22 protein-coding genes are annotated in these 24424 nt (G+C 70.1%); 14 read left to right on the forward strand and 8 right to left on the reverse strand.

Annotated elements, in window-relative coordinates:
• The first annotated feature begins 137 nt into the window (after positions 1-137).
• The 5 genes from ACIBI5_RS11425 to ACIBI5_RS11445 all read left to right on the forward strand — a co-directional run bounded on the left by ACIBI5_RS11425 (position 138) and on the right by ACIBI5_RS11445 (position 5805).
• Entirely contained in the window at positions 138-728 is a 591-nt protein-coding gene (locus ACIBI5_RS11425) for a cytochrome c oxidase subunit II (RefSeq protein ID WP_397245698.1), read from the forward strand.
• Positions 725-2377 (forward strand): cytochrome c oxidase subunit I, encoded by a 1653-nt coding sequence (ctaD, locus tag ACIBI5_RS11430; RefSeq protein ID WP_397245700.1) that lies wholly within the window; start codon positions 725-727, stop codon positions 2375-2377. The genes ACIBI5_RS11425 and ctaD overlap by 4 nt, the downstream gene beginning before the upstream one ends.
• The gene (locus ACIBI5_RS11435; RefSeq protein ID WP_184970847.1) at positions 2377-2790 is read left to right on the forward strand and encodes a cytochrome c oxidase subunit 4; all 414 of its coding nucleotides are present in this window, start codon (positions 2377-2379) and stop codon (positions 2788-2790) included. The genes ctaD and ACIBI5_RS11435 overlap by 1 nt, the downstream gene beginning before the upstream one ends.
• A 142-nt stretch (positions 2791-2932) precedes the next feature.
• Positions 2933-4129 (forward strand): Ig-like domain-containing protein, encoded by a 1197-nt coding sequence (locus ACIBI5_RS11440; protein WP_397245702.1) that lies wholly within the window; start codon positions 2933-2935, stop codon positions 4127-4129.
• Between the two features lie 122 nt (positions 4130-4251).
• Positions 4252-5805 (forward strand): MFS transporter, encoded by a 1554-nt coding sequence (locus tag ACIBI5_RS11445; RefSeq protein WP_397245704.1) that lies wholly within the window; start codon positions 4252-4254, stop codon positions 5803-5805.
• Between the two features lie 334 nt (positions 5806-6139).
• On the opposite strand, the gene trpD is transcribed toward ACIBI5_RS11445, so the two are convergent.
• Together trpD and ACIBI5_RS11455 are read right to left on the reverse strand one after the other, a co-directional pair.
• On the reverse strand, positions 6140-7186 hold the full coding sequence (gene trpD, locus ACIBI5_RS11450; protein ID WP_397245705.1) for an anthranilate phosphoribosyltransferase: 1047 nt from the start codon (positions 7184-7186) through the stop codon (positions 6140-6142).
• A gap of 10 nt (positions 7187-7196) precedes the next feature.
• Positions 7197-7595, reverse strand: a complete 399-nt coding sequence (locus tag ACIBI5_RS11455) for a hypothetical protein (RefSeq protein ID WP_184970982.1) — start codon at positions 7593-7595, stop codon at positions 7197-7199.
• A 207-nt stretch (positions 7596-7802) separates the two neighbouring features.
• On the opposite strand from ACIBI5_RS11455, the gene ACIBI5_RS11460 reads away from it, so the two are divergent.
• Genes ACIBI5_RS11460 through ACIBI5_RS11475 form a run of 4 tightly spaced genes read left to right on the forward strand, consistent with a single transcriptional unit; the run spans position 7803 to position 12017 of the window.
• Positions 7803-8450, forward strand: coding sequence for a heme-copper oxidase subunit III (locus ACIBI5_RS11460; protein WP_184970856.1), 648 nt, complete (start codon positions 7803-7805; stop codon positions 8448-8450).
• A gap of 14 nt (positions 8451-8464) precedes the next feature.
• Positions 8465-9274: a c-type cytochrome gene (locus ACIBI5_RS11465; protein WP_397245707.1), complete on the forward strand. Its 810-nt coding sequence runs from the start codon at positions 8465-8467 to the stop codon at positions 9272-9274.
• Positions 9271-10371, forward strand: coding sequence for a Rieske 2Fe-2S domain-containing protein (locus ACIBI5_RS11470; protein WP_397105213.1), 1101 nt, complete (start codon positions 9271-9273; stop codon positions 10369-10371). Before ACIBI5_RS11465 ends, ACIBI5_RS11470 begins: the two co-directional genes overlap by 4 nt.
• Positions 10368-12017 carry a cytochrome bc complex cytochrome b subunit gene (locus tag ACIBI5_RS11475; RefSeq protein ID WP_397245709.1) on the forward strand — a complete coding sequence of 550 codons (1650 nt, stop codon included), beginning with the start codon at positions 10368-10370 and terminating at the stop codon, positions 12015-12017. Before ACIBI5_RS11470 ends, ACIBI5_RS11475 begins: the two co-directional genes overlap by 4 nt.
• Positions 12018-12365: 348 nt before the next feature.
• Here the strand turns inward: ACIBI5_RS11475 and ACIBI5_RS11480 are convergent, their stop codons facing one another.
• On the reverse strand, positions 12366-12653 hold the full coding sequence (locus ACIBI5_RS11480) for an Lrp/AsnC family transcriptional regulator (RefSeq protein ID WP_184970864.1): 288 nt from the start codon (positions 12651-12653) through the stop codon (positions 12366-12368).
• Positions 12654-12663: 10 nt separating this feature from the next.
• Positions 12664-14370, reverse strand: a complete 1707-nt coding sequence (locus tag ACIBI5_RS11485) for a DEDD exonuclease domain-containing protein (protein ID WP_397245712.1) — start codon at positions 14368-14370, stop codon at positions 12664-12666.
• Positions 14371-14494: 124 nt separating this feature from the next.
• Here ACIBI5_RS11485 and ACIBI5_RS11490 point away from each other — a divergent pair, with 124 nt between their 5' ends.
• The 3 genes from ACIBI5_RS11490 to ACIBI5_RS11500 all read left to right on the forward strand — a co-directional run bounded on the left by ACIBI5_RS11490 (position 14495) and on the right by ACIBI5_RS11500 (position 19041).
• A complete protein-coding gene (locus ACIBI5_RS11490; RefSeq protein ID WP_397245714.1) occupies positions 14495-15994 on the forward strand; it encodes a serine/threonine-protein kinase in 1500 nt (499 codons plus the stop codon).
• Positions 15984-17426, forward strand: a complete 1443-nt coding sequence (locus ACIBI5_RS11495) for a serine/threonine-protein kinase (RefSeq protein WP_397245716.1) — start codon at positions 15984-15986, stop codon at positions 17424-17426. The genes ACIBI5_RS11490 and ACIBI5_RS11495 overlap by 11 nt, the downstream gene beginning before the upstream one ends.
• A gap of 103 nt (positions 17427-17529) precedes the next feature.
• Entirely contained in the window at positions 17530-19041 is a 1512-nt protein-coding gene (locus ACIBI5_RS11500; protein WP_397245718.1) for a hypothetical protein, read from the forward strand.
• A gap of 95 nt (positions 19042-19136) precedes the next feature.
• Here the strand turns inward: ACIBI5_RS11500 and ACIBI5_RS11505 are convergent, their stop codons facing one another.
• The 3 genes from ACIBI5_RS11505 to ACIBI5_RS11515 are packed head-to-tail and all read right to left on the reverse strand — an operon-like array spanning position 19137 to position 21380.
• Complete coding sequence (locus tag ACIBI5_RS11505; RefSeq protein WP_397245720.1) at positions 19137-20669, reverse strand: PH domain-containing protein; 1533 nt, start codon at positions 20667-20669, stop codon at positions 19137-19139.
• A complete protein-coding gene (locus ACIBI5_RS11510; protein WP_397245722.1) occupies positions 20666-21157 on the reverse strand; it encodes a PH domain-containing protein in 492 nt (163 codons plus the stop codon). The genes ACIBI5_RS11505 and ACIBI5_RS11510 overlap by 4 nt, the downstream gene beginning before the upstream one ends.
• A gap of 1 nt (position 21158) precedes the next feature.
• On the reverse strand, positions 21159-21380 hold the full coding sequence (locus ACIBI5_RS11515; protein WP_397245724.1) for a hypothetical protein: 222 nt from the start codon (positions 21378-21380) through the stop codon (positions 21159-21161).
• A gap of 111 nt (positions 21381-21491) precedes the next feature.
• Here ACIBI5_RS11515 and ACIBI5_RS11520 point away from each other — a divergent pair, with 111 nt between their 5' ends.
• Positions 21492-22694 (forward strand): sensor histidine kinase, encoded by a 1203-nt coding sequence (locus ACIBI5_RS11520; RefSeq protein ID WP_397245726.1) that lies wholly within the window; start codon positions 21492-21494, stop codon positions 22692-22694.
• Positions 22691-23350, forward strand: coding sequence for a response regulator (locus ACIBI5_RS11525; RefSeq protein WP_397245728.1), 660 nt, complete (start codon positions 22691-22693; stop codon positions 23348-23350). Before ACIBI5_RS11520 ends, ACIBI5_RS11525 begins: the two co-directional genes overlap by 4 nt.
• Here the strand turns inward: ACIBI5_RS11525 and ACIBI5_RS11530 are convergent.
• The gene (locus ACIBI5_RS11530) at positions 23332-24411 is read right to left on the reverse strand and encodes a phosphotransferase family protein (protein ID WP_397245730.1); all 1080 of its coding nucleotides are present in this window, start codon (positions 24409-24411) and stop codon (positions 23332-23334) included. The genes ACIBI5_RS11525 and ACIBI5_RS11530 overlap by 19 nt on opposite strands.
• Between the last annotated feature and the right edge of the window lie 13 nt (positions 24412-24424).

Below are 24424 nucleotides of genomic sequence, written 5' to 3' on the forward strand. Positions count from 1 at the left end.
GTGCGAATGATGTTCCCGAGGCCGACTGGTCCAGCGGCCTCCTGCCGAAGGGCGTAACCGAGCAGGGAAATGTCGTCGAGAGCCTCTGGAACGGGGCCTGGATCGCCGCTCTCGCCACCGGTGCCGTTGTCCTGGCCTTGATCCTTTGGGCATGCATCTTCCACCGCAAGCGGAAAAAGTCGGCCGAGCTGCCGCCGCAGGTTCGCTACAACCTGCCGATCGAGATCTTCTACACGCTCGTTCCGCTGGTCATGGTCTCGGTGTTCTTCTTCTACACCGCGCGTGACAGCAACACGCTGGAGAAGGTGTCGGCCACTCCCGACGTCAAGGTGAAGGTCGAGGCCTTCCAGTGGAGCTGGCGCTTCACCACCGAGGTCGGCGGCAAGAAGCTGACGCCCGTGGTGGGCCAGCCGGTGAGCGACTACAGGCAGGGTCCGCAGCTCGTGCTGCCCGTCGGCAAGACGGTCCAGTTCGACCTGTCCTCTCCTGACGTGATCCACTCCTTCTGGGTGCCCGCGTTCCGGTTCAAGCGTGACGTGATCCCCGGCATCAAGGAGGGCAACCCCGGCCGGACCTTCGAGGTCAAGACGCTGAACGAGCCCGGTGTCTACGCGGGCCGTTGCGCGGAACTGTGCGGTGTCGACCACAGCCGCATGCTGTTCTCGGTGAAGCTCGTTGCGCAGGATGAATACGACAAGTACCTCGCACAGGCCGGGAGCACCCAGTGACCGCCATCCAAGAGCCGATCACCACGGCGCGTCCGACTCCCAAGGGCCGGATCATCGCAAAGTGGCTTTCCTCGACCGACCACAAGATCATCGGTCACCTGTACCTCATCACGTCGTTCGCGTTCTTCCTGATCGGCGGCGTGATGGCGCTGATCATGCGCGCCGAGCTGGCGCAGCCGGGCCTGCAGTTCACCTCGAACGAGCAGTTCAACCAGCTGTTCACCATGCACGGCACGATCATGCTGCTGATGTTCGCGACGCCGCTGTTCGCCGGCTTCGCCAACGAGCTGATGCCGCTGCAGATCGGCGCCCCCGACGTGGCGTTCCCGCGGCTGAACATGGTCAGCTACTGGCTCTACCTGTTCGGCAGCATCATCGCGGTGTCCGGGTTCTTCACCCCGAACGGCGCGGCCAGCTTCGGCTGGTTCGCCTACACGCCGCTGTCGAACGCGATCAGCTCGCCGGGACTCGGCGGTGACCTGTGGATCATGGGCCTGGCGCTGTCCGGCCTGGGCACGATCCTCGGCTCGGTCAACTTCATCACCACGATCATCTGCATGCGCGCGCCCGGCATGACCATGTTCCGGATGCCGATCTTCACCTGGAACGTCCTGCTCACCAGCATGCTCGTGCTGATGGCCTTCCCGGTGCTGGCCGCCGCGCTGCTCGCCCTGGAGGCCGACCGCAAGCTCGGCACCCACATCTTCGCCAGCGAGACCGGAGGCGCGCTGCTCTGGCAGCACCTGTTCTGGTTCTTCGGCCATCCCGAGGTCTACATCATCGCGCTGCCGTTCTTCGGCATCGTCACCGAGGTCCTGCCGGTCTTCAGCCGCAAGCCGATCTTCGGTTACATCTCGCTGGTCGCCGCGACCATCTCCATCGCGGGTCTGTCGATCACGGTCTGGGCGCACCACATGTTCCCGACCGGGCAGGTTCTGCTGCCGTTCTTCTCGTTCATGACGTTCCTCATCGCGGTGCCGACGGGCGTGAAGTTCTTCAACTGGATCGGCACGATGTGGCGGGGACACCTGTCGTTCGAGTCGCCGATGCTCTACTCGGTCGGCTTCCTGGTGACCTTCCTCCTGGGCGGCCTGACCGGCGTCATCCTGGCCTCGCCGCCGCTCGACTTCCACATCTCCGACACCTACTTCGTCGTGGCCCACTTCCACTACGTGGTCTTCGGCACCGTGGTGTTCGCGATGTTCGCGGGCTTCTACTTCTGGTGGCCCAAGTTCACCGGCAAGATGCTCGACGACCGGCTCGGCAAGCTGCAGTTCTGGCTGCTGTTCATCGGCTTCCACATGACGTTCCTGGTCCAGCACTGGCTCGGCGTGCTCGGCTTCCCGCGCCGCTACGCCGACTACAGCCCGGCCGACGGCTTCACCGACCTCAACATGATCTCGTCGGTGGGCGCGTTCGTCCTGGGCATCTCGGTGCTGCCGTTCTTCTACAACGTGTGGAAGACCGCGCGCAGCGCGCCCAAGGTCACCGTGGACGACCCGTGGGGCTACGGCGGCTCGCTGGAGTGGGCGACCTCGTGCCCGCCGCCGCGGCACAACTTCACCTCGCTGCCGCGCATCCGCTCCGAGCGGCCCGCGTTCGACCTGCACTACCCGCACGTTTCGGCCAAGCAGGAGGTTGAGGCCTGATGAAGGTACAGGGTTGGCTGTTCCTGCTCTGCGGCCTGTTCTTCGCCGCCGTCGACGTCGCCTACTGGTTCTGGACCAAGTCGGCGACCGGGCAGGGCGAGCCGGTCGGCACCACGGCCATGGCCATCTCGGTCGGCTTCGCCTTCATGATCGGCTACTACCTGATGTTCACGGCGCGCCGGATCGGCGACCAGCCGGAGGACAACAAGCAGGGCGAGATCAGCGACGGCGCCGGTGAGATCGGCTTCTTCAGCCCGAGCTCCTGGTGGCCGCTGTTCCTCTGCCTGGCGGCGGCGTTCGCCTTCGCCGGGTTCGCGATCGGCCTCTGGATGTTCCTGATCGGGCTGTTCATGGTCGTCATGGCCATGATCGGGTTCGTGTTCCAGTACTACCGGGGCAACTTCTCCCACTGAGACCGCGATCACGGGTGTTCTCCTCCGAACCGGGGGAGGGCACCCGTTTTTCGCGTTTTTTACCGCTTGCCATACGTGGCGTTTCGCTCACTGAGGGTAGTAAGGGGACGTGGGCGGAGTGATCACATACGGGGGAGTTGTCGTGGGGCGCGTAACGACTGGATCGGCCGGGCTGCTTGCCCTGGCACTGGCGACCGCGTGCTCGGCGAGCAACGCGGCCGGAGCGGACGAGGGCGCGAGCCCGGTGGCGGCCGCGGCGGGAACCACCACCGTGTCGGTGCTTCCGGCCAACCAGGCCGTGAACATCGGCACCGACGAGACCGTGATCGTCGCCGCGCCGGGCGGCGGCACGCTGAAGAGCGTCCGCGTCACCGGCCCCGGCACCACGCTGCCCGGCGTGCTCAGCGGCGACGGCACCCGCTGGCGCAGCACCCGCACCGCCAGGCCGGGCACCACCTACACGGTCGCCGTCACGACCGGCGACGGCAAGCAGAGCACCAGCACGTTCACCACGGTCAAGGCCACCAAGAGCTTCGAGATCGAGCAGCTGACCCCGCACAAAGACAACACCGGCCTGACCGTCGGCGTCGGCATGCCCATCATGATCGCCTTCGACCGGGACATCACCGACCGGGTCAGTGTCGAGCGCAACCTGTACGTCAAGGCGAGCAAGCCCGTCGAGGGAGCCTGGCACTGGTTCGACGACCGGCACGTGGACTTCCGCCCCAAGACGTACTGGCCCGCGCACACCAAGGTCCGCCTCGAAGCGCGCCTGGCCGGAGTACGCGGCGGCCCCGGCATGTACGGCAAGCGCGACCACGTGCTCGACTTCAAGATCGGCCGCGAGCAGATCACCAAGGGCAGCACCGACGCCCACTACCTGACCGTGCGCAGAGACGGCAAGAAGATCCGCGACATCCCGATGAGCGCCGGCCAGGGCGGAGTCTGGAAGTACTACACGACCTCCGGCGTCCACCTGGCGATGTCCCGCGAGCCGGTCACCATCATGATCTCGCCCGGCATCGGCCCCGGCTCGCCCGGCTACTACCGCATGGTCGTCTACAACACCGTCCGCATCTCCAACAGCGGCGAGTACGTCCACAGCGCCCCCTGGTCCGTCGGATCCCAGGGCTACTCCAACGTCAGCCACGGCTGCGTGAACATCAGCCCGGCCAACGCCTCCTGGTTCATCAGGAACACCCTGATCGGCGACCCGATCATCATCACGGGCACGCCGCGCAAGCTGGAGCCCACCAACGGCTGGGGCCACTGGCAGGAGGACTGGAAGCAGTGGCTGCAGTGGAGCTCGATCAAGTCGGGCCGCACCGACGCGATGTAGCGCGCCCGGTCATGTAGAGAACGCGCGTGCCGTTCCGACTCTCCCGTGAAAGCAGGAGAACTCTCCTGCGCGGACAGGAGAACTCTCCCGTGAACGCGGGAGAGACGACGGAAGGACGCGCCATGACGGCGACGACAGCGGGACGCCGCGAATGGATCGGGCTGGCGGTGCTGGCCCTGACCTCGCTGCTGGTCTCCATCGATGTGTTCGTGATGCTGCTGGCCCTGCCCCACCTGGCGGCCGACCTGGGCGCGAGCAGCACCCAGCAGCTGTGGATCACCGACATCTACGGGTTCGTGCTGGCCGGGTTCCTGGTGACGATGGGCACCCTCGGGGACCGGATCGGCCGCCGCAGGCTGCTGCTGATCGGCGCGGCCGCCTTCGGCCTCGCCTCGGTCGCCGCCGCCTACTCCACCAGCCCCGGCATGCTGATCGCCGCGCGGGCGCTGCTGGGACTGGCCGGTGCGACGCTGGCGCCGTCCACGCTTGCGCTGATCAGCAACATGTTCACCGACGCCCGCCAGCGCGGGCTGGCGATCGGGGTGTGGCTGGCCTGCTTCATGGGCGGCGCCGCGCTGGGCCCGATCGCGGGCGGCGCGCTGCTCGAGCACTTCTGGTGGGGGTCGGCGTTCCTGCTGGGCGTGCCGGCGATGGTGCTGCTGCTCATCCTCGGCCCGGTGCTCCTGCCCGAGTACCGCGCCCCGTCGGCGGGCCGGATCGACCTCGTCAGCGTCGCGCTCTCGCTGGCCGCCATCCTCCCCGTGGTCTACGGCCTCAAGGAGATCGCCAAGCACGGCTGGGAGCCCGCCGCCCTCGCCTGCCTCGCTCTGGGCCTGGCCATGGGCATCCTCTTCGCCCGCAGACAGGGCAGGCTCGCCCACCCGCTGCTGGACCTGAAGCTGTTCACCCGCCGCGCCTTCAGCACCGCACTCGCCGGCATGATGGCCGCCACCCTGCTGATGGGCGCCCTCATGCTGTTCCTCACCCAGCACCTGCAGCTCGTCGAGGGCCTGTCGCCGCTGGCCGCCGGCCTGTGGATGCTGCCCGCCGTGGCCGCCAACGGCGTCAGCTTCCTGCTCTCGCCGCTGCTGGCCCGCCGCGTGCGCCCCGCCTACCTGATCGGGTACGGCCTGGCCGTCTCGGTCACCGGTCTCCTCGTCATCACGCAGGTGGACACGGTCTCGGGCCCGCTGACGCTGGCCTGCGGCTGGATCCTGATCAACCTGGGCGCGGGCCCGCTGGTGACGTTGAGCACCGACCTGATCGTGGGCTCGGTCCCGCCCGAGAAGGCCGGCTCGGCCGCCGCCCTGAACGAGACCAGCGGCGAACTGGGCTTCTCCCTCGGCATCGCCATCCTGGGCAGCCTGGGCGCCGCGCTCTACCGAGGCGCCCTGTCCCTGCCCGGCTCGCTCGCACCTGCCGTGGAGACGGCCTCCAGAGACACGCTGGCGACCGCACTGGCCGCAGCCGAGGGAGTGGGCGGAGAAACGGGCGCAGCCCTCGTGACGACCGCCAGAGAGGCCTTCACGACCAGCCTGAACGTCGTGGCACTGGTCGCCGCGGTAGCCCTGGCCGCGATGGCCGTCCTTATAGCCCGCCTCCTGCGCCACATCCCACCCACCCAGCCAAGCCCCGGCGCACACCCCGCGGAAGAACTCGACCAGGTATCCCGCTGACCCCTCGAACCCGCCGAGACCCTCCCGGGGGATACGAGCTCCCGGGAGGTCGCCGGGGCCTTGGTGGAAGGCGCAGGGAAGGTCTGCGGGTGGGGTGTCCGTGAGACGGGCACCCCACACGGGTGTTGCGGCGCCGCGCGATGGGTGGGGGTCGGTAGTGGGCGGCGCCGTTGGGCGGTGGCCGGCGTGGTGCGCGGTGGCCGGTCAAGGACGGAGTCGTAGCGGCGCGCAACCCCGTGAGCCCTCACGACCGGCGCTCGACAGACCTCAGCTCACGGCGGCGAGTCCGGGCGGCCACGGCGAAAGCCGTAACAGATGGAAAAGCCCTTGAAGATCACAGCGGCCGATGAGAACGACTCGTCTCGATCCAGCGGTCCAGGGTGGCGGCGGCGCGGCCGGAGTCGATGGCCTGGACGGCGCGCGCATAGCCGTCGATCATGGCCGAGTCGAGGTCGTCGCCCGCGCCGTCCAGCGCGACCAGTGCCGCGGCCGTGTTGAGCAGGACCGCGTCGCGGATCGGGCCCTTGTCGCCGCGCAGCAGGTTGTGCACCGCCTGGGCGTTGAAATCGACGTCGCCGCCGCGCAGCGCGCCCACCTCGGCGCGCGGGATGCCGAGCACCGCCGGGTCGAACGTGGTCTGCGTGGCGGTGCCGTCCCTGACCACCCAGACCGTGGACGTGGTCGCGATGGTGAGCTCGTCGAGGCCGTCGTCGCCGCGGAAGACGAGCGCGGAGACCCCGCGCTCGGCGAACACGCCCGCCAGCACGGGCAGCATGTCCAGGTCGTAGACGCCGATGGCCTGCGCGGAGGGGCGGGCGGGGTTGGTGAGCGGGCCCAGGAAGTTGAAGACGGTGGGGACGCCCAGCTCCTTGCGCGGGGGACCGGCGAAGCGCAGCGCCGGGTGGTAGACGGGCGCGAAGCAGAAGGCGATGCCGGCCTCGCGCGCCACACCGGCCGTCTGCTCGGGCGTCAGGTCGAGGCGGATGCCCAGGTGCTCCAGCACGTCGGCGGCCCCGCACGAGGAGGACGCGGCCCGGTTGCCGTGCTTGACGACGCGGGCGCCCGCCGCGGCGGCCACGATCGCCGCCATCGTGGAGACGTTCACGGTGTGGGCGCGGTCGCCGCCGGTGCCCACGACGTCGACCACGGGACCGTCCACGTGCAGCGGGGTGGCCAGGTCGAGCATGGTGCGCGACAGGCCCACGACCTCGGCCACGGTCTCACCCTTGGCCCGCAGCGCGATCGCGAACCCGGCGATCTGGGCGGGTGTCGCCGACCCCGACATGATCTCCCGCATGGCCCAGGCGGTCTCGTCCGCGGTGAGGTGCTCTCCGGCGAGGAGGGCCGACAGCAGGGCGGGCCAGGTCGTGCGGGAGTCCATCGTCGGGTACCTACTTCGCGTTGAGTCGGGAGGAGGAACGGCGGCGCATGAGACCGGCGACGGCGTCGGCCAGCACGATCGGCTCGATCGGCTGGGGGACCACGGCGTCGGCCTTGGACCAGTCGGCCAGCCAGCGGTCGTCGCGGCGGGCGATGATGAGGCAGATGGGCGGGCAGTCGTAGACCTCGTCCTTGGCCTGGCGGGAGACGCCCATGCCGCCCGCGGGCTGGGTCTCGCCGTCGAGTACGGCCACGTCGATCTCGCCGGAGCCGAGCCACTGGTGCACCTTGGGCTCGGTGGCGCACTCGACGATCTCCACGAACGGCACGTCGGCCGCGGGGCGGCGCCCGATCGCCTGCCGCACCTTGTCCCGGGTGCCGGCGTCGTCGCTGTAGACGAGGACCTTCATGGTCTCGTCGGTGCTCCCAGTGGTGCTCACTGCTGCGCTCGCTATCGGTCGTAGAGGTAGGGTCAACTGGATCGTACCGGGGGCGCGGGACGGAATCCCAGGCCGCCGGGCCTGGCGGGTGATTTGCCCTGATTATCCCTGGTTGGTGGCATGTTTGTTCCTGCTAACGGGGGGTCGTGCGCCGGACCGACCACAGGAACCGCAATAATGCTGCCCGTGGCGACAGCATCCGCAATAACTTCGACGACGACAGCACATTCGTCGCGCAGACCGAACCTGGTCAGCGTCGGGACGATCGTGTGGCTGTCCTCTGAGCTCATGTTCTTCGCGGCGCTGTTCGCGATGTACTTCACCATCCGGTCGGTGAGCATCGGTGACGGCTTCGAATGGGGCCCGTCCCTCCAGCCTGCGGGCACGGAGGCGGCTGCTCACCTGAACATCCCGTTCGCGACGGTCAACACGATCATCCTGGTTCTGTCCTCCGTGACGTGCCAGCTGGGCGTGTGGGCCGCGGAAAAGGGCCAGGTCGGCAAGCTCCGATTCTGGTACTTCGTCAGCTTCCTCATGGGCGCGGTCTTCGTGGCCGGTCAGCTGTATGAGTACGCGGAGCTGGCGAGCGAGGGCGCGACCCTGTCGGCGAACGCCTACACCTCGGTGTTCTACCTGACGACGGGCTTCCACGGCCTGCACGTGACCGGTGGCCTGATCGCGTTCCTGTTCATGCTGGGACGCACGTACGCCGCGAAGCGCTTCACGCATGAGCAGGCCACCAGCGCGATCGTCGTGTCCTACTACTGGCACTTCGTCGACGTCGTCTGGATCGGTCTTTTCGCGACCATCTACATCATTCGTTAAGGAACGGGATCTCTGTGACTAGGACCACCGCCTGGCGGCGGCATCCCCTCGCGAGATATGCCGTCCTGGTACTGGCCTTGGCGCTGATCGGGGTGGCTTACGCCACGCTCGTCCAGGGAAGCCGGCCGGCGGACGCGGCTCTCGCGTCCGGCAAGCTCGACGACGTCGCACAGGGCAAGAGCCTCTTCCAGGCCCACTGCTCCAGCTGCCACGGCCTCAGCGCGGAGGGCACCTCCACGGGCCCCACGCTCGTGGGCGTGGGCGCCGCGGCCGTCGACTTCCAGGTGAGCAGCGGCCGCATGCCGGCGGCCAACCCCGGCGCCCAGGCGCCGCGCAAGCCCACCCCTCGGTGGGTGAACGAGGAGACGACCCGCCAGCTGGCCGCATACGTGCAGTCGCTGGGCGGCGGGCCGACGATCCCCTCCAAGGACCAGATCGACCCGGCCATGGGCAACGCGGCCAAGGGCGGTGAGCTCTTCCGCGCCAACTGCATCCAGTGCCACAACTGGGGCGGCGCCGGCGGCGCGCTGACCCGAGGCAAGTACGCCCCCAGCCTCAACGAGTCCTCTCCTCAGCAGATCTACGAGGCGATGGTCACCGGCCCGCAGGCGATGCCGGTCTTCAACGACACGACGATCACGCCGCAGGAAAAGCGCGACATGATCGCCTACATCACCGAGGTCCGCTCCCAGAGGGACCCCGGAGGCTTCGGCCTGGGCCGCATCGGCCCGGTCACCGAAGGTCTCGTGGCGTGGGTCGTGGGTATCAGCTTCATGGCGCTCGTCGCCATCTGGATCACCGCGAAGAAGCGGAAGAAGTCATGACAGACAACGAGCACGAGATCGAGCAGCCGGACGAGCGCGTACCCAAGCGTGTCATCGGCACTCCCGCACCGGGCACCTCGATGCTCGGTGCGAAGGAGACCGTCGAGGACGCCGACGTGCCCGGCGTGATGATCCCCGACGAGAAGTCGGCGCGTAAGGCGGAGAAGGTCGTGGCGCTCTGCTTCACGATCACGTTCCTGTCGGCGATCGCCTTCATCATCCTGTACGTGCAGATCCAGGTCGGCACGCCGGAGTCGACGGGCCAGTCCAACCTGGCCCTCGGCGGCACGCTGACGCTGGCGCTGCTCGGCCTGGCCGTCGGTGTCACCGTCTGGGTGCGGTCGATCATGCCGAAGTACAACCTGATCCAGGAACGCCACGACCTCGCCACGGACGAGACGACCCGTGAAGAGGTCGCCGACACGTTCCTGCAGGGCGCCAACGAGAGCGGCTTCGTCAAGCGGCCGCTCCTGCGCCGCACGCTGCTGCTGGCCTCCGCGCCGCTCGGCCTGCTGCCGCTGGTACTGCTGCGCGACCTCGACAACTCCAAGATGACCGGCGCCAACTTCAACAAGCTCCTGCGCCACACCGTGTGGGCCGAGACGCTCAAGAAGCCGATGAAGCTGATCGTCGAGGGCACCGGGCAGCCGATCCGCGCCGCGGACTTCAACTCGCCCGGCGGCATCCTGTCGGTCGTGCCCGAGGGCTACGAGCACGACATGAACGCCCTGGCCAAGGCCACGCTGATCCTGATCAAGTTCAGGCCGGAGGACCTCAAGCCGGGCACGAACAAGAACTGGACGCACGACGGGATCGTGGCGTACTCCAAGATCTGCACGCACGTCGGCTGCCCCGCGGCCCTCTACGAGCAGACCACGCACCACATCCTGTGCCCCTGCCACCAGTCGACGTTCGACGCGGCCGACGGCGCCAAGGTCATCTTCGGCCCGGCCGCGCGGCCGCTGCCGCAACTGCACATCGGTGTCGACGCCGAGGGTTTCCTCATCGCCAAGGAAGACTTCAACGTCCCCGTCGGCCCCAGCTACTGGGAGCGCGGTGACGCCGAGAAGGCGGCCAGGGAAGGGAGCACGGCATGAGTGAGCTCACGTCAGTGCCCAAGGCCATCAGCGGGCCGTCGAGTTTCCTCGACGACCGGCTGGGGGCGGGCAACTTCCTCAAGCGCAACCTGCGCAAGATCTTCCCGGATCACTGGACGTATCTGCTGGGCGAGGTCGCGCTCTACTCGTTCATCATTTTGCTGCTGACCGGTACGTTCCTGACGCTGTGGTTCAAGCCGGGTATGGAGCATGTGATCTATGACGGCTCCTACGCCCCGCTGAAGGGTGTGGGGATGTCGCAGGCGTACGCGTCGTCGCTGGAGATCAGCTTCGATGTGCGTGGCGGCCTGCTGATGCGGCAGATGCATCATTGGGCCGCGTTGTTGTTCGTGGCGAGCATGATGGTGCACATGCTGCGGGTGTTCTTCATGGGCGCCTATCGCAAGCCGCGTGAGCTGACGTGGCTGATCGGTGTCATTCTGCTGACGCTGGCGCTGGCCGAGGGTTTGACCGGTTACTCGCTGCCGGATGACCTGCTGTCGGGTGCGGGGTTGCGGATCACCGAGGGTGTGGCGATCTCGCTGCCGCTGGTGGGGACGTACATCACGTTCTTTCTGTTCGGTGGTGAGTATCCGGGTATGGATGTCATTTCCCGGTTCTACTCGCTGCATATTCTGCTCATTCCGGGCATTTTGCTGGCGTTGATCGGCGCTCATGTGGTGCTGACCTGGGTGCAGAAGCACACGCAGATGCCCGGCCGGGGCGCCACCAACCACAATGTGGTGGGCGCGCCGTTCTATCCGGCGTTCATGCTCAAGGCCGGGGCGATGTTCCTGTTCACGTTCGCGCTGGTGGCGGGGCTGGGGACGTTCGCGCAGATCAACCCGATCTGGATTTTCGGGCCTTACAACCCGGCGGACATCTCGGCGGGGTCGCAGCCTGACTTCTACATGGGTTTCCTGGAGGGGTCGCTGCGGTTGATGCCGGCTTGGGAGATCAATCTGTTCGGTACGTCCCATGCGGGGACGCTGCCGTTGAGTGTGATCATTCCGGCGTTGTTGCCGATGGGCATCATCATGACGGGGCTGGCGTTGTATCCGTTCCTGGAGCGCTGGGTGACCGGTGATCATCGTGCCCTGCATGTCTCCGATCGTCCGCGCAACAACCCGCACCGGACTTCGATCGGCATGTCGGCCATCGTGTTCTATGGCGTGTTGTGGTTGCTGGGGGCCAACGACGAGATCTCCAACGTCTTCCAGATCAGCTTGAATGTGACCACGTATGCGGGCCGGGTGCTGGTGCTCATCGGGCCGGTGCTGGCGTATGTGATCACCTATCGGATCTGCCTGGGGCTGCAGCGTTCGGATGCCGCGGTGATCGGTCATGGGGTGGAGTCGGGTGTGATCAAGCGGCTGCCGCATGGTGAGTTCATCGAGGTGCACACGCCGCCGATCGACACGGTCGAGGACTCGCTGCGGGCCAAGGAGGCGGTGCCGATGGTGGCGGTCGCCGAGGACAGTGCGGGCATTCCGCCCAAGGGGATGCGCGGGCCGCTGGGCAGGCTGCGGGCGGCCATGTCCAAGTCGTACGGCGGGGAGAAGATCCCCCTCGACGACGGCCACGGCCACGAGGACGAACACGCCGCGGTCGGCGCCGGCGAGGACAAGTCCATCACGCGCCACTAGTTCACCAGTAATACCGCGAAGGGCCCGAACCAGGTGTTCGGGCCCTTCGCGCGTTTCCGGCTCTTCGTGTGGTGGGCTGTCCGTTCGGGCGCCTCCGTCACGGCTCTGCCGGCCGGGGGAGGCGGCCAACCCAGGGAGAGCGGCAGGCGGCCTGAAGGCACTGGGCGGCTCAAGAGCCCAGAGGGCCCAGGAGCCGCGGGCGGGGCGCGGCCGCGTGTTGCCTATGGCCGTTGCGGTGGGGTGTCGTCCGACGTGAGAAGCGATCCCCACGATCGGCCTGAGCCCACGGCGGCGGGTGGTGGGGGGCGCGGCGGGCCGTAATGGAAAAGGGCCTTGAGGAGAGAAAGATCAGTCGGTCTCGGGGAGGCCGATGGAAAACGCCGACTCCAGGTCGTGCTTGGAGTACGTGCGGAAGGCGATGTGGGTCTCGGTGTGGAGCACGCCGGCCACCTTGTTCAGGCGGCCCGGGATGACCTCGGCGATCTGCTCGTAGGCCGACACGCGGACCATGGCCAGCAAGTCGTATTCGCCGGTGATGGAGTAGACCTCGCTGACCCCGTCGATCTCGGCGATCGTCTGCGCGACCTCCGGGATGCGGTCGACTTCGGCGTTGATGTGAACGATTGCCGTGACCATGGCTGCCACCTTATCGCAGCGCCTTGTGGTCGAGTCCGCGGTAGGCCAGGTCGATGCGGGCCTTGTGGCGTGCGGCGCCGCGGGCGGGCAGGCTCCATTCGCCGTCGACCTCCACGAGGCGGATGCCGGGGGACTCCAGCCAGCGCAGGATGCACTCCGTCTCCTCCGCGGTGGCGGCGTGGGTGGGGCCGGGGCCGGGAATGACGGTTTCCGCCGCGGCGACCAGTGACTCCACATAGGGGACGGGGTGGGTGCCTCGGGCCATGACGCCGGCGGCGGCGAGGCGGCCGTAGCGGATGACGTGGATGTCCCAGCCGCCGTCGAAGGCGGGGCTCGCGGCGACCATCTGCGGGATGCCGGTCAGCGCGGACAGGCGTTGCATGCGCGCGGCGGCGCGGATGAACGTGGCCAGCCGGTCGCGGTCGACGGAGGCCTCCTCGTAGCGCTGCTCGACCGACAGGCGTTCCATGCGGGCGCTGACGGCGGTGTAGACGGCGCCGGCGTCGTGCTGCATGGCGCGTCTGGCGGCCTCGGTGTGCAGGGAGTAGTCGGCGGGGCTCTCGTGGCCGGCGCACGGGGCGCCGCAGCGGCCCATCTCGTGCAGGGCGCAGGCGGCGACGCGGGTGGAGGCGGTCAGGCGCTGGGTGCACTGGCGCAGGGGGACGGCCTCGTGCAGGGCCGTTCTGGCGTCGTCGGCGGCTCTGGCGCTGCTGAAGGGGCCGAGGTACGCGGCGTCGTCGTCGCGTACCTCGCGCACGATCGAGAGCCGGGGGAAGGGCTCCTGGGTCAGCTTGAGCCAGACGACCTTCTCGGGGAAGCGGGAGCGGCGGTTGTAGCGGGGTTTGGCGCCGCCGATGAGGCGCAGCTCGCGTACCTCGGCCTCCAGGGCGGTGGCGCAGACCACGTGGCGCACGCGTTCGGCGATGCCGATCATCTCGCGCACCCTCGGGCGGGTCTCACTGGCGGTGAAGTAGGAGCGGACGCGGTTGCGCAGGTTGTTGGACTTGCCGATGTAGAGGACCTCGCCGCGCTCGTCCTCGAACAGGTAGACGCCGGGGGCGTGGGGCACCGACTCGGCGAGGTGGCGCTTGCGCTGCTGCTCGGGCGTGGGGGCGCGGACGAACGACTTGAGCTCCTCCAGCGTGTGGACCTGGAACGAGCCGGCCCGGCCGATCAGGCCGTGCAGGACGTCCACGGTGGCCCGAGCGTCCTGGAGGGCGCGGTGACAGGGCTCGGTGGGGCTGCGGAAGAAGCGGGCGAGGGTGCCGAGCTTGGCGTTGGGCACCTCGTCGCGGGTGAGCACGCGGCGCGCCAGGTCGACGGTGTCGACCACCGGGTTGAGCGGGGGCGGATAGCCGAGCGCGGCGCAGGCGGCCTTGATGAAGCGGGTGTCGAACCCGGCGTTGTGCGCGACCAGGACGGCGCCGCTGACGAACTCCAGGAAGCTCGGCAGCACCGACTCGATGCGTGGCGCGGCCACGACCATGGCGTCGGTGATGCCGGTCAGCACCGAGATGAACGGCGGGATCGGTCCACCCGGGTCGACCAGCGTGGAGAACTCGCCGAGCACCTCGCCGGCCTTGACCTTCACCGCGCCGATCTCGGTGATCGCGTGCTCGGCGGGGGAGCCGCCGGTCGTCTCAAGGTCGAAGACGACGAACGTGACTTCGCTGAGGGGAGTGCCTAGCTCGTCGAGAGTGCCTTGAACCGCGTCCACGACCCAAGACCATAGAAGGGAGGACCGACAGTTATCCGCCCGCATCCCCTGTCTCACCGATCGCGCCGGGGGTTCGGGAGCGTACCTGACCGATAAATCCTGATCTTTCGTTAGTCTCCTATCTATGTCCGGGGGACGACTCGCCAACAGGTACGCCCTGATCCGGCCGCTCGGCAGCGGCGGCATGGGCCGCGTCTGGCTGGCACGAGACGAGATGCTTGATCGCGAGGTCGCGGTCAAGGAGCTCACGCTGCCCGAACACCTGGCCCCGCGCGAGCGCCACGAGGCCGTGACCAGGGCGGTACGCGAGGCGCAGGCCACCGCCCAGCTACGCCACCCGGGGATCGTCGCGCTGCACGACGTCATCGTCGAGCACGACCGGCCCTGGCTGGTGATGGAACTGCTGCGCGGCCGCGACCTCGGCGCGCTGGTGGCCGCCCAGGGGCCGTTGCCGCCCGCCCAGGTCGCCCGCATCGGCGCCGAGACGCTCGACGCGCTGTCGGCCGCCCACGCCCGCGGCCTGCAGCACCGGGACGTGAAGCCGGGCAACGTGTTCCTGACCGACTCGGGCCGCGTGGTGCTGACCGACTTCGGCATCGCCCGCCAGGAGGGCCAGGCCACGCTGACCGAGCAGGGGCTGATGATCGGCTCGCCCGGCTTCATCGCGCCGGAACGCCTGGAGGGCCACCCGGGCGGCCCCGCCAGCGACCTGTGGTCCCTGGCCGCCACGCTCTTCCTGGCGGCCGAGGGCAGCCCCGTGTACGACGGGCCGGTGGCCGAGCGGATCAAGAACACGCTCACCAGGCCGCCCAGGCCCGCCCGCGGCCAGATCGGCCCCCTCCTGGCCGCCATGCTCGCCCGCGACCCCGCCGCCCGCCCCGACGCGGCCACGGCCCTGCACGCGCTGCGGCAGCTTGCCGCCGGCCAGAACCCCGAGCTGCCCAGAGGCCACGACGCCACCGTGCCCACGCGGCGCAAGGGCCGGAGCCGGGCCTGGATCTGGATCGCCGCCGCGGCCGCCGTGCTGCTGGTGGCGGGCGTGGGCGGCTTCTTCCTGCTGCGGCCGGGGGAGAACGCGCCGCCGAGCGCGTACAACGTGCCGCTCGACCTGTGCAAGCTGCTCACCCCGGAGGAGGTGGGCACGCTGCTCGACACCCGCCAGGCGCCGGCGGTCAAGCCGTCGGCCGACGAGGTCGGGCCCAAGTGCGGCTGGACGCTGCAGGGCACCGGTCTCGGACTGCAGGTGCAGAAGGACTCCGACACCCCCGACCCCTGGCGGATGACCTCCGCCACGGCCGGACGCCTCCTGACCAACCAGGAGCGCTACTGGAACCGCTCCGGCAAGCTCCAGTGGACCTGGCCGGAGATCGGGGTCAAGCAGAGTCTGCCCGCCAGCCGCGGCGCCATCAGGAAGGTCACCGCCCCGGGAGAGGGCGGCTTCGCCTTCGAGCTGTCCGGCAAGACCGGGCGGATCCACAGCTCGTTCGTGTTGTTCAGGACGGCGAACCTGGTCGTGCAGGTCGAGTACACCACGATCAACAACAAGCCCACGGACGTGGAGATCAGGAACACCGCCCAGAAGGCCGCCCAACTGGTCGAGCAGGGGCTGCGCCGTGCGGGCTGACGGCTCCTATCTCCTCGCCGGCCGCTACCGCCTCCTCGAGCGGCTCGGCGAAGGCGGCGCGGGCACGGTCTGGCGGGCGCTCGACGAGACCCTGCACCGTTCCGTCGCGGTCAAGCAGGTCAGGGTGCCGGGCGGGCTGAGCCCGCACGAGCGCGCCGAGTTCGCCCACAACGCCATCCACGAGGCCAGGGCGGCGGGACGCCTGCGCGACCCGGCCATCGTGCTCATCCACGACGTGGTGCTCGACGGCGACCAGCCGTGGATCATCATGGACCTGTCCACGGGCCGCTCGCTCGACAAGGTCGTCAAGGAGCACGGCCCGCTGCCGCCCGGCCTGGTGGCGGGGATCGGGCTGCGCGTGCTGTCGGCGCTGGAGACGGCGCACGCCGCCGGGATCGTCCACCAGGACGTGAAGCCGGCCAACATCCTGCTCGACGCCGACGGCACCGCGATGCTCACCGACTTCGGCATCGCCGCCCCCGTCGGCGGGCGCGGCGACCGCTACGGCAGCGCGGGCTCGCCCGGCTACATGGCGCCGGAGCGGCTCAACGGCCACGCCTCCGGGCCGGCCTCCGACCTGTGGTCGCTCGGCGCGAGCCTGTACACCGTCGTGGAGGGGCGCCCGCCGTTCGAACGGGCCATGCCCGCCGCGGTGGCCGCAGCCGTCCTGCTGCACGAGCCGCCCTTCCCCACGCGCGCGGGCCCGGAACTGGGCGGGCTGCTCATGGCGATGCTGGCCAAGGAGCCCGCCGCCCGGCCCACGGCCGCGCAGGTCCGCACCGCGCTGTCGGGCGGCCCGCCGCCCCGGGTCCAGGCTTCCGGGCCGCGCCGGCGCCGATGGCTGCTGCCGGCCGTGCTCGCCGCCGTTCTCGTGCTGGGGGCCGGGGTCTGGTACGGCGTGGCCGTACTGACCGCTCCGGACGCCGGAAGGTACGCCACCGCCCCCGACCCGTGCACCCTGCTCCCCGCGGCCCAGGCGGCCGAACTGCTGAAGACGGCGGCCAAGGCCGAGCGCACCCGCGAGGGCGAGTGCCGCTGGCGGGTCTGGCGGGGTTCGCGGCCGGCCCGCGAGCTGACCGTGCGCACCCGTGCCGAGCAGCCCCGAGGGGGCCTGGACGGGCCGGGCGCTGCACGCACGCTGTTCGACGCCGACCGGGTCAACAGCAACGCCTCGAAGGGGACCACGTTCCGGCTGACCACCGGCGAGGTCGCCGACGTGCCCGGGGTGGGCGAGGCGGCGTTCGCGCAGTCGACGTTCAAGAGGCACCTGACGGGAAGCAACGGGCAGGCCACCGCGCGGGTGCTGTTCCGCGACAGCAACCTCATCGGGGAGGTCCTGGTGTACGAGCAGGACGCCCGCGAAGTCGGCGCGGATGACAAGGACCTGGCCGCGCGGGCCGCGAAGGCCGTGGCGGGCGCCCTGAGGGGCTGATGCGTATGGGACGGAGCGTAAGGGGCTGATACCTGCAAGTGCCTTGCAAGCCCCATGACTAGCATGTTTCCCCACCGTTCCCGGGCAAGTCAGGAGTGACGCAGTGAACCCCGGTAGCCAGTTCGAGCCGCCGACCAACCCGTACCGCGGACCGTTCGAGCAGCCGACCATGCCGCCGGCCCAACTGCCCCCGCCCCGGCGAAGGAGCTGGATCGTCGCCCTGGTCGCCGCCGCGGTCGTGGTGGTCCTGGGCGCCGGCGCCGTGGCCGCGCTCGTGCTCACGGGCAAGGTCGCGCTGCCCGGCACCCGGCCGCCCGCGGCCAAGCCGACGGGCGCGCCTTCCGGCTCGGGCTCGGGCAAGCCGGCGGCGCCGTCCGCGCTCGACGTCTGCGCGATGGTGCCGGGCAAGGAGACCGAGCGGCTGGTGCCGGGCGCCACCGTCAGCGGCGACTCGCGCGACACCCCCGACTCCTACACGATCTCCTTCACCTGCAACTGGGCCAACCGCCGCATCTCCTACAACGAGTTCTGGCGCAGCCGCGAGATCGACATCCGCGTCGAGCAGCACAAGGGAGACGGCGCCAAGACCGGCCGTTCCATGGCCCAGAGCTCCTACGAGCTCAACCTCAGCAGCGCCAAGTACCGCGAGACCGCCAAGCCCGAACTGCGCAAGGACGAGAAGGAGTACATCTCCCCGATGCGGGAGGTCCCGGGCGTGGGCGAGGGCGCCTTCGTCCAGTACACCTGGCGGCGCTCCGGTGACCTGCTGTGGTACTCCTTCGGCGAGGCCCAGGCCAGGAACGGCGACATGACCGTCAAGGTCAAGTTCCAGGCCAGCCAGCAGCCCAAGGACGCCAAGATGCTCACGAACGAGGGCACCAAGTCCATCAACGAGGAGAACGCCCTGCGCGAGGCGAGCGCCCTGGTCGGCCACGTGGTGAAGGGCATGGCGGCCTGGCAGGCGGCCAACCCGGACGTGCTCGCCCAGCCCAAGCCCAAGGTCTCCGCGTCGCCGACCGCCCGGCCCACGCTGTCACCCACGCCGGTGGCGGTCTTCCCGCCGGTGTGCCAGAAGGTCGCGCGGGTGGCGCTGGAGCTCGTGCCGGAGGGCGAGACCCGCGCCCGCGCCGCCGAGGCCGGCCAGGAGCGCCAGAGCGAGTGCCGCTGGCTGAACAAGAAGATCCCCATGGAGGGCGCGGGCTACAAGCTGCGCAGCGCCATGATCACGGTCCACGAGTTCACCAACCGGGCGGGCGCCGAGGACCAGGGCGCGGCCAGGGGCATGTACGCGCAGAAGCGCGGCGCCAACCAGGAGATGGGCTTCGGCGGCATCACCTGGAGCAAGATGACGGACATCAAGGACCTGGGCGACGGCGCCTTCAGCCAGTACGTCAAGTACCAGAAGGGGCTGCTCCACAACGGCAGCGGCACGATCGTCCTGCGCGTCGGCGCCAAGGTGGTGCTCGTGGACTACGCCGGCGTGGACGTCCCGGAGGGCGCCGCGCCCAACACCGCCAAGGCGCGGCTGCTGGCCGAGCGGGAGGCCCGCGAGGGCGCGCTCAAGCTGGCCCGCGCCTTCGCCGCGGCGATGAAGGAACAGCCGATCGGCAGTTGAGGTTCCTGCAACTGGGTTGCAAGTGCGATGACTAGGGTTGTCAGCCAAAGTCACGCTTTGCCCAGCACAGGGGCCTGGGCAAAGCGCGGCTTGCCTCATCGCCTGACGACGAAGGGCTCCAGCAGCCCCGGCACCGCGACGGACGCCGTGCGCAGGCCCTCGTCCTGGGCGACGTCCAGGACGTCGTAGTGGCCCTTGCCCGCCGCCGTGGTCGCCGAGACCGTCAGCAGCCCGGCCCGGCGCTGGAAGAACGACTGGCGCACCGTCCACCCGACGATGCCCGAGCGGTCCAGCGCCACGGTGCTGCGCAGCGCCGAACCCGACCGGGTGAGCAGGTGCCTGGGCCCCAGCCCGTGCCCCAGCCCCCGGTACGCGTCCACCGCGAGCCCCAGCGCCACCGGCAGGGCCACGACCGGCGCCGCCCAGGCCCAGACCGGCACCCACGCGAACACCGCGTCCAGGACGCCCACAGCGGCGGCCAGCACCACCACGTACGCCACGGCCCAGCGCAGCCGCCTGAGCCTGGCCGCGCGCGGGTGGCGCAGCAGCACCGGGTGCCGCTCGCCGGGGAGCGCGCCGTAGACGGCCGCGGCCACCTTCCAGGCCAGCTCGCGCGGCATGGGCGGGGTGAGCGCCGCCACGTCCTCGGTCTCGTTGTCCTCGGCCTTGCGCAGGCCTGTCGCCACGGCCTTCACCTTGGCGCCGCCGCCCAGCCTCAGCAGCAGCGGCTCCGCCACCTCCACGCCGCGCAGCCGCCGCTCCTCCAGCGTCAGCGAGCGGGTGGTCAGCAGGCCGCGGTGCAGGCGCAGCCGTCCCGGCTCGCGCTCCAGCCGGTAGCGTCCCCACGTTTCGGCGAAGAGCCCCAGCGCCCCCACGAGGCCCACGAACGCGTTGGCGCCGACGAAGGCGAGCACGGCCAGCCACGGGTGCGTCCGCACCCACGACCACGCCTCCTTCAGCGTGCCGTCGCTCACCAGGTTGAAGCCGAGCGCGTCGAGCAGCTTGTAGAGCGCTCCGGCCACGATCGCGCCGCCCACGAACGTCCAGATGCTCAACGGGGCGTACCTGATCCAGGCCCAGTCCAGCCGCGCCACCGCCGCGTCGGCGGATTCCGCCGTCTCCGCCCGCGGGCGCTCTCCCTCCAGCAGCGTACGGCGCAGCGCCTCCGCCTCCGGCCTGACCAGCGGGTCGAGGGTCAGCTCCTTGGTCTCGCCGGTGTGCTCGCCGGTGCCGATCTTGACCACGGCCAGCCCGAACGCCCGCCGTACCGGATCGGCGGTGATGTCCACGCTGCGCACCCGATCGAGCGGCACGGACCGGTGGCGGCGCTCGGCGATGCCCGAGCGCAGTTCCAGGCGCTCGCCCGTCAGCCGCCAGCGGGTGGTGCGCAGGCGCAGCACGTCGTAGACGGCCACGGCGGCCATGATGACGACGGCGGCGAGCGCGCCGACGCCGACCACGGCGGCGAACGACCAGTCCTGGCCGAGCAGGATCCGGCCGAGCACCACGACCACGGGCACGATGATGGCCACCGACATCACCGTCGAGGCGGCCACGCTCCTGCTCGCCAGCTTCCGCCAGCCGTCCTGCTCGGGCAGGACCTCCTGTTCGTCCGGCACGGCGGTCATGTGGCGTCTCCGGGAGTGGCCTGGGTGATCGCGGTCAGGCGCTCGGCGAGGCGCGCCGCGAGCTCGTGGTCGAGCGCCTCGATCTTGATGTGGCCGGCGGCCGAGGCGGTGGTCACGGTGACGTCGGCCAGCCCGAACAGCCGTTGCACCGGCCCCCGCGCGGTGTCGACCGTCTGGATGCGCGACATCGGCGCCACCCGCCAGGTGTGGGTCACCCACCCCTGGCGGGTGTAGACCGCGTCGTCGGTGACCTCCCAGCGCTTCACCCGGTAGTACGCACGCGGCGCCACCAGGGCCAGCACCAGGCAGATCAGGACGAACGCGGCCACCACCAGCCCCAGCCACAACGGCCGGTCGGAGAAGAACCAATAGGCGGCCCCGGCGGCCGCGGCGAGCGGCACCGCCAGCAGCAGCGACTGAACCGTCCACCAGGAGACGGCCCTCGGGTCAGCCTGGTGGCGCGGCGGGCGCAGGGCGAGCGTGCTCATCTCAGGCCTCCCTGTTCTTGGCCGCGCTCGTGGCGGCCAGGAGCGCCGCGCCGAGCACGCCGAGGACGATGCTGGCGAACACCTCGTATCCGCTCAGGAACGACAGCCTGTTGACCAGCAGCAGGTCGTGCGCCCAGCTCCACCAGCCGAACAAGGTATTGATCACGCCGCCCGCTCCCTGCAGCAGGAGGAGCCAGCCGGCTATCTCGAGGACCACTCTCATGGCTCCAGCCTGGCCCCGCGGCCCTTGACGCCGCCTCGGCCGTAGGTTGAGCGAGACATCGACTTTGGTCGCTGGCCTTCTGTCGTAGGAAGGCTCTAACCTCGGGAAACGATGAAGGAGTCGGACGGCGCCCGGTCACCCGGGCAGGAATATCGATGGGCGCTGCCCTCGGTCCTGCTCGGTGACGGCGAGGAGGGGCGGCCGGTCAAGCGCTCGACGCGCGACTGGATCGTCGACACGCTCATGTTCGTGCTGGCCTGCGGCCTCACGCTGCTCACCCTGCCCGAGATCAGCCGGGTTCCCGAGCCGCTCCAGGCCACCGAGCAGGTGGTCGGCGCGCTGGCGTGCGCGTCGCTGTGGCTGCGGCGTCGCTGGCCGGTCACGCTGGCGCTGGCGCTCACCCTGCTGTCGACCGGGCTCGTGCTGGTGGGCGGGGCCTCCGCGGTGGCGTTGTTCACCGTGGCCGTGCACCGGCCGTTCAAGATCTCTGGCCCGGTGGCGCTGGCGAACCTCGTCACGCTCTTCCCCTTCGCCTACTTCCGGCCCAGCCCCGACCTGGGCTTCTGGGGCAACTTCACGCTCGGGGCCTCGATCGTGACCGTGCTGTTCGCGTGGGGGCTGGTGGTGCGCGCCAGGCGGCAGCTCGTCTGGTCGCTGCGCGTCCAGGCCGACACCGCGGCCGAGCAGGCCAAGCATCTCGAACGCGAGCGCATCGCCAGGGAGATGCACGACGTGCTCGCCCACCGCCTGTCGATCCTGAGCCTGCACGCGGGCGCGCTGGAGTTCCGCCCCGACGCCAAGCCCGCCGAGATCGCCAAGGCGGCCGGCGCCATCCGCGAGAGCGCCCACCAGGCCCTGCAGGACCTGCGCGGCGTGATCGGCGTGCTGCGCCACGCCGCGGGCGACGACCCCGTCCCCGACCGCCCGCAGCCCACGCTCGCCGACCTCAACGCCCTGGTCGCCGAGTGCCGCCGGGCGGGCATGGACGTCGCGCTGATCCTGCCCGACCGGGAGGGCGTCCCCGACGCGCTGGGCCGCAACGCCTACCGCATCGTCCAGGAGGCGCTCACCAACGCCCGCAAGCACGCCGCCGGCGCGCCGGTGACGGTGCGGGTCTCGGGCGGTCCCGGCGACGGCCTCACGGTGGAGGTGCGCAATCCGGTCGGGGTACGGCTCGGCCCGCGCATCCCCGGCGCGGGGGCCGGGCTGATCGGCCTGACCGAGCGCGCGGAACTGTCCGGCGGCCGTCTGGAGCACGGCCCGCGACCCGATGGGGATTTTCTGGTGAAGGCATGGCTACCGTGGACGACATGACCACCGCTCCGATCCGCGTACTGATCGTCGACGACGACGCCCTGGTCAGAGCCGGGCTCTCGATGATCCTTTCGGGGGCGGGCGACATCGAGATCGTCGGCGAGGCTGCCGACGGCGCGCAGGTGCCGCCGAGCGTGGCCGAGCACCGGCCCGACGTGGTGCTCATGGACATCCGCATGCCCGGCGTCGACGGCCTGGCCGCCACCGAGGCCCTGCGGGCCACCGCGTCGCCGCCGGAGGTGGTGGTGCTGACCACGTTCCACGCCGACGCCCAGGTGTTGCGGGCGCTGCGGGCCGGGGCCGCCGGGTTCCTGCTGAAGGACATTCCGCCCGGCGACCTGGTGGCGGCGATCCGCAAGGTGGCGGCGGGGGAGCCGATCCTGTCGCCGGTGGTCACCCGGCAGCTCATCTCGCATGTGTCCGACGGGGGCGTGGGGCAGCGTACCGACCGGGCGCGGGTCCTGCTGGCGCGGCTGAGCGAGCGCGAGCGGGAGGTGGCCGTCGCGGTGGGGCAGGGCAGGTCCAACGCGGAGATCGGGGCCGAGCTCTACATGAGCGTGGCCACGGTGAAGGCGCACGTGTCGCGCATCCTCACCAAGCTGGAGCTGAACAACCGGGTCCAGATCGCGCTGACCGTCTACGACGCGGGCCCCTGATCCCCGGCGAGTATCCGCTCGATGGCGGCGCGGTGCATGACCAGGTCGTCCGGGTCCTCGGGGTCGGCCTGCTCGCCGAAGTGGATGCGCCGCTGCCAGACGCGGGCCATGATGATGCCGTGCCGGAGGGCGGCGTACATCTCGTAGAAGTCCATGTTGCGGGGCTCGTAGCCGGTTAGTTCCTGATATTTCCGGCAGACGTCGTCGCGGCGCATGAAGTCTGGCATGCCGGGCAGTTCCAGCATTTCCGCGATGTCCTGGAAGAAGCGGTGCAGGAAGATCATCCAGCCGAGGTCGAGCTCTCGCGGGGCCGCGGCGGCCATCTCCCAGTCCAGCACGGCCACCGGGCGGAAGTCCCGGTACATCACGTTGCCCGGCCGGGCGTCGCCCCAGGTCAGCACGTCGGGTCCGGGGTCCTTCGGCCAGTGCGCCTCCAGCCAGTCGAAGGCCCGCTCCAGCACGGGGATGCGGCGCCTGCCGTGCGCCCAGGCGTAGTAGGCGCGCTGGTCCTCCACATGCGCCCGCAGCCCGGCGGCGCCGAGGAAGGCCAGTTCGGCGGGGCGGACGGGCGCCTCGTGCACCGCCGCCAGGATGGCCACGGTCTCGTCCTGAAGCGTCCGCGCCCCCTCTGGCCCGGCCTCCAGCAGCCAGCCCTCGCAGGTGTACGGCATGACGTCGGGCGGGACCAGCCCCTCCTCGCGCTCCATCACGAAGAACGGCATGCCGAGCGGCGCCGGGTCCGGCTCGAACCACAGCGCCCGGGGCGCCGGCACGCCCGCGCGCTCACGGACCAGCCGCATGACCTCGAACTGGGCACCGAGATCATAGGCGGGGAAAACGGGCACCGCCTCGGCGGTCGGCGCCATGCGAGCGACGCACCGTGTGGGCTTTTCAGCCCATTCTGCTGTGAAAAATAACGTTTCGCTGGACATTCCGTTGCCCGAAGGACGCTCCAGCCCCGACACCGGTACGGCCCGGCCGAGCTTGGCCCCGAGCCACGCGGACACCCGATCGTGCAGTTCCTCCAGGTCACGCGTGGAGGTGCGCATCTGCTCCGTCACCCTGGACCTCCCT

Origin of the sequence: Nonomuraea sp. NPDC050540 (assembly GCF_044457485.1) — a bacterium.
GTDB lineage: Bacteria > Actinomycetota > Actinomycetes > Streptosporangiales > Streptosporangiaceae > Nonomuraea.

What these genes read in the sequence shown, in the direction of transcription:
- ACIBI5_RS11445 (WP_397245704.1), top strand. Translation starts at nt 4,252, where the DNA reads ATGACGGCGACGACAGCGGGACGCCGCGAATGGATCGGGCTGGCGGTG.
- ACIBI5_RS11460 (WP_184970856.1), top strand. Translation starts at nt 7,803, where the DNA reads ATGCTGCCCGTGGCGACAGCATCCGCAATAACTTCGACGACGACAGCA.
- ACIBI5_RS11515 (WP_397245724.1), bottom strand. Translation starts at nt 21,380, where the DNA reads ATGAGAGTGGTCCTCGAGATAGCCGGCTGGCTCCTCCTGCTGCAGGGA.
- ACIBI5_RS11470 (WP_397105213.1), top strand. Translation starts at nt 9,271, where the DNA reads ATGACAGACAACGAGCACGAGATCGAGCAGCCGGACGAGCGCGTACCC.
- ACIBI5_RS11520 (WP_397245726.1), top strand. Translation starts at nt 21,492, where the DNA reads ATGAAGGAGTCGGACGGCGCCCGGTCACCCGGGCAGGAATATCGATGG.
- ACIBI5_RS11505 (WP_397245720.1), bottom strand. Translation starts at nt 20,669, where the DNA reads ATGACCGCCGTGCCGGACGAACAGGAGGTCCTGCCCGAGCAGGACGGC.
- ACIBI5_RS11435 (WP_184970847.1), top strand. Translation starts at nt 2,377, where the DNA reads ATGAAGGTACAGGGTTGGCTGTTCCTGCTCTGCGGCCTGTTCTTCGCC.
- ACIBI5_RS11455 (WP_184970982.1), bottom strand. Translation starts at nt 7,595, where the DNA reads ATGAAGGTCCTCGTCTACAGCGACGACGCCGGCACCCGGGACAAGGTG.
- ACIBI5_RS11475 (WP_397245709.1), top strand. Translation starts at nt 10,368, where the DNA reads ATGAGTGAGCTCACGTCAGTGCCCAAGGCCATCAGCGGGCCGTCGAGT.
- trpD (WP_397245705.1), bottom strand. Translation starts at nt 7,186, where the DNA reads ATGGACTCCCGCACGACCTGGCCCGCCCTGCTGTCGGCCCTCCTCGCC.
- ACIBI5_RS11510 (WP_397245722.1), bottom strand. Translation starts at nt 21,157, where the DNA reads ATGAGCACGCTCGCCCTGCGCCCGCCGCGCCACCAGGCTGACCCGAGG.
- ACIBI5_RS11490 (WP_397245714.1), top strand. Translation starts at nt 14,495, where the DNA reads ATGTCCGGGGGACGACTCGCCAACAGGTACGCCCTGATCCGGCCGCTC.
- ACIBI5_RS11525 (WP_397245728.1), top strand. Translation starts at nt 22,691, where the DNA reads ATGACCACCGCTCCGATCCGCGTACTGATCGTCGACGACGACGCCCTG.
- ACIBI5_RS11480 (WP_184970864.1), bottom strand. Translation starts at nt 12,653, where the DNA reads ATGGTCACGGCAATCGTTCACATCAACGCCGAAGTCGACCGCATCCCG.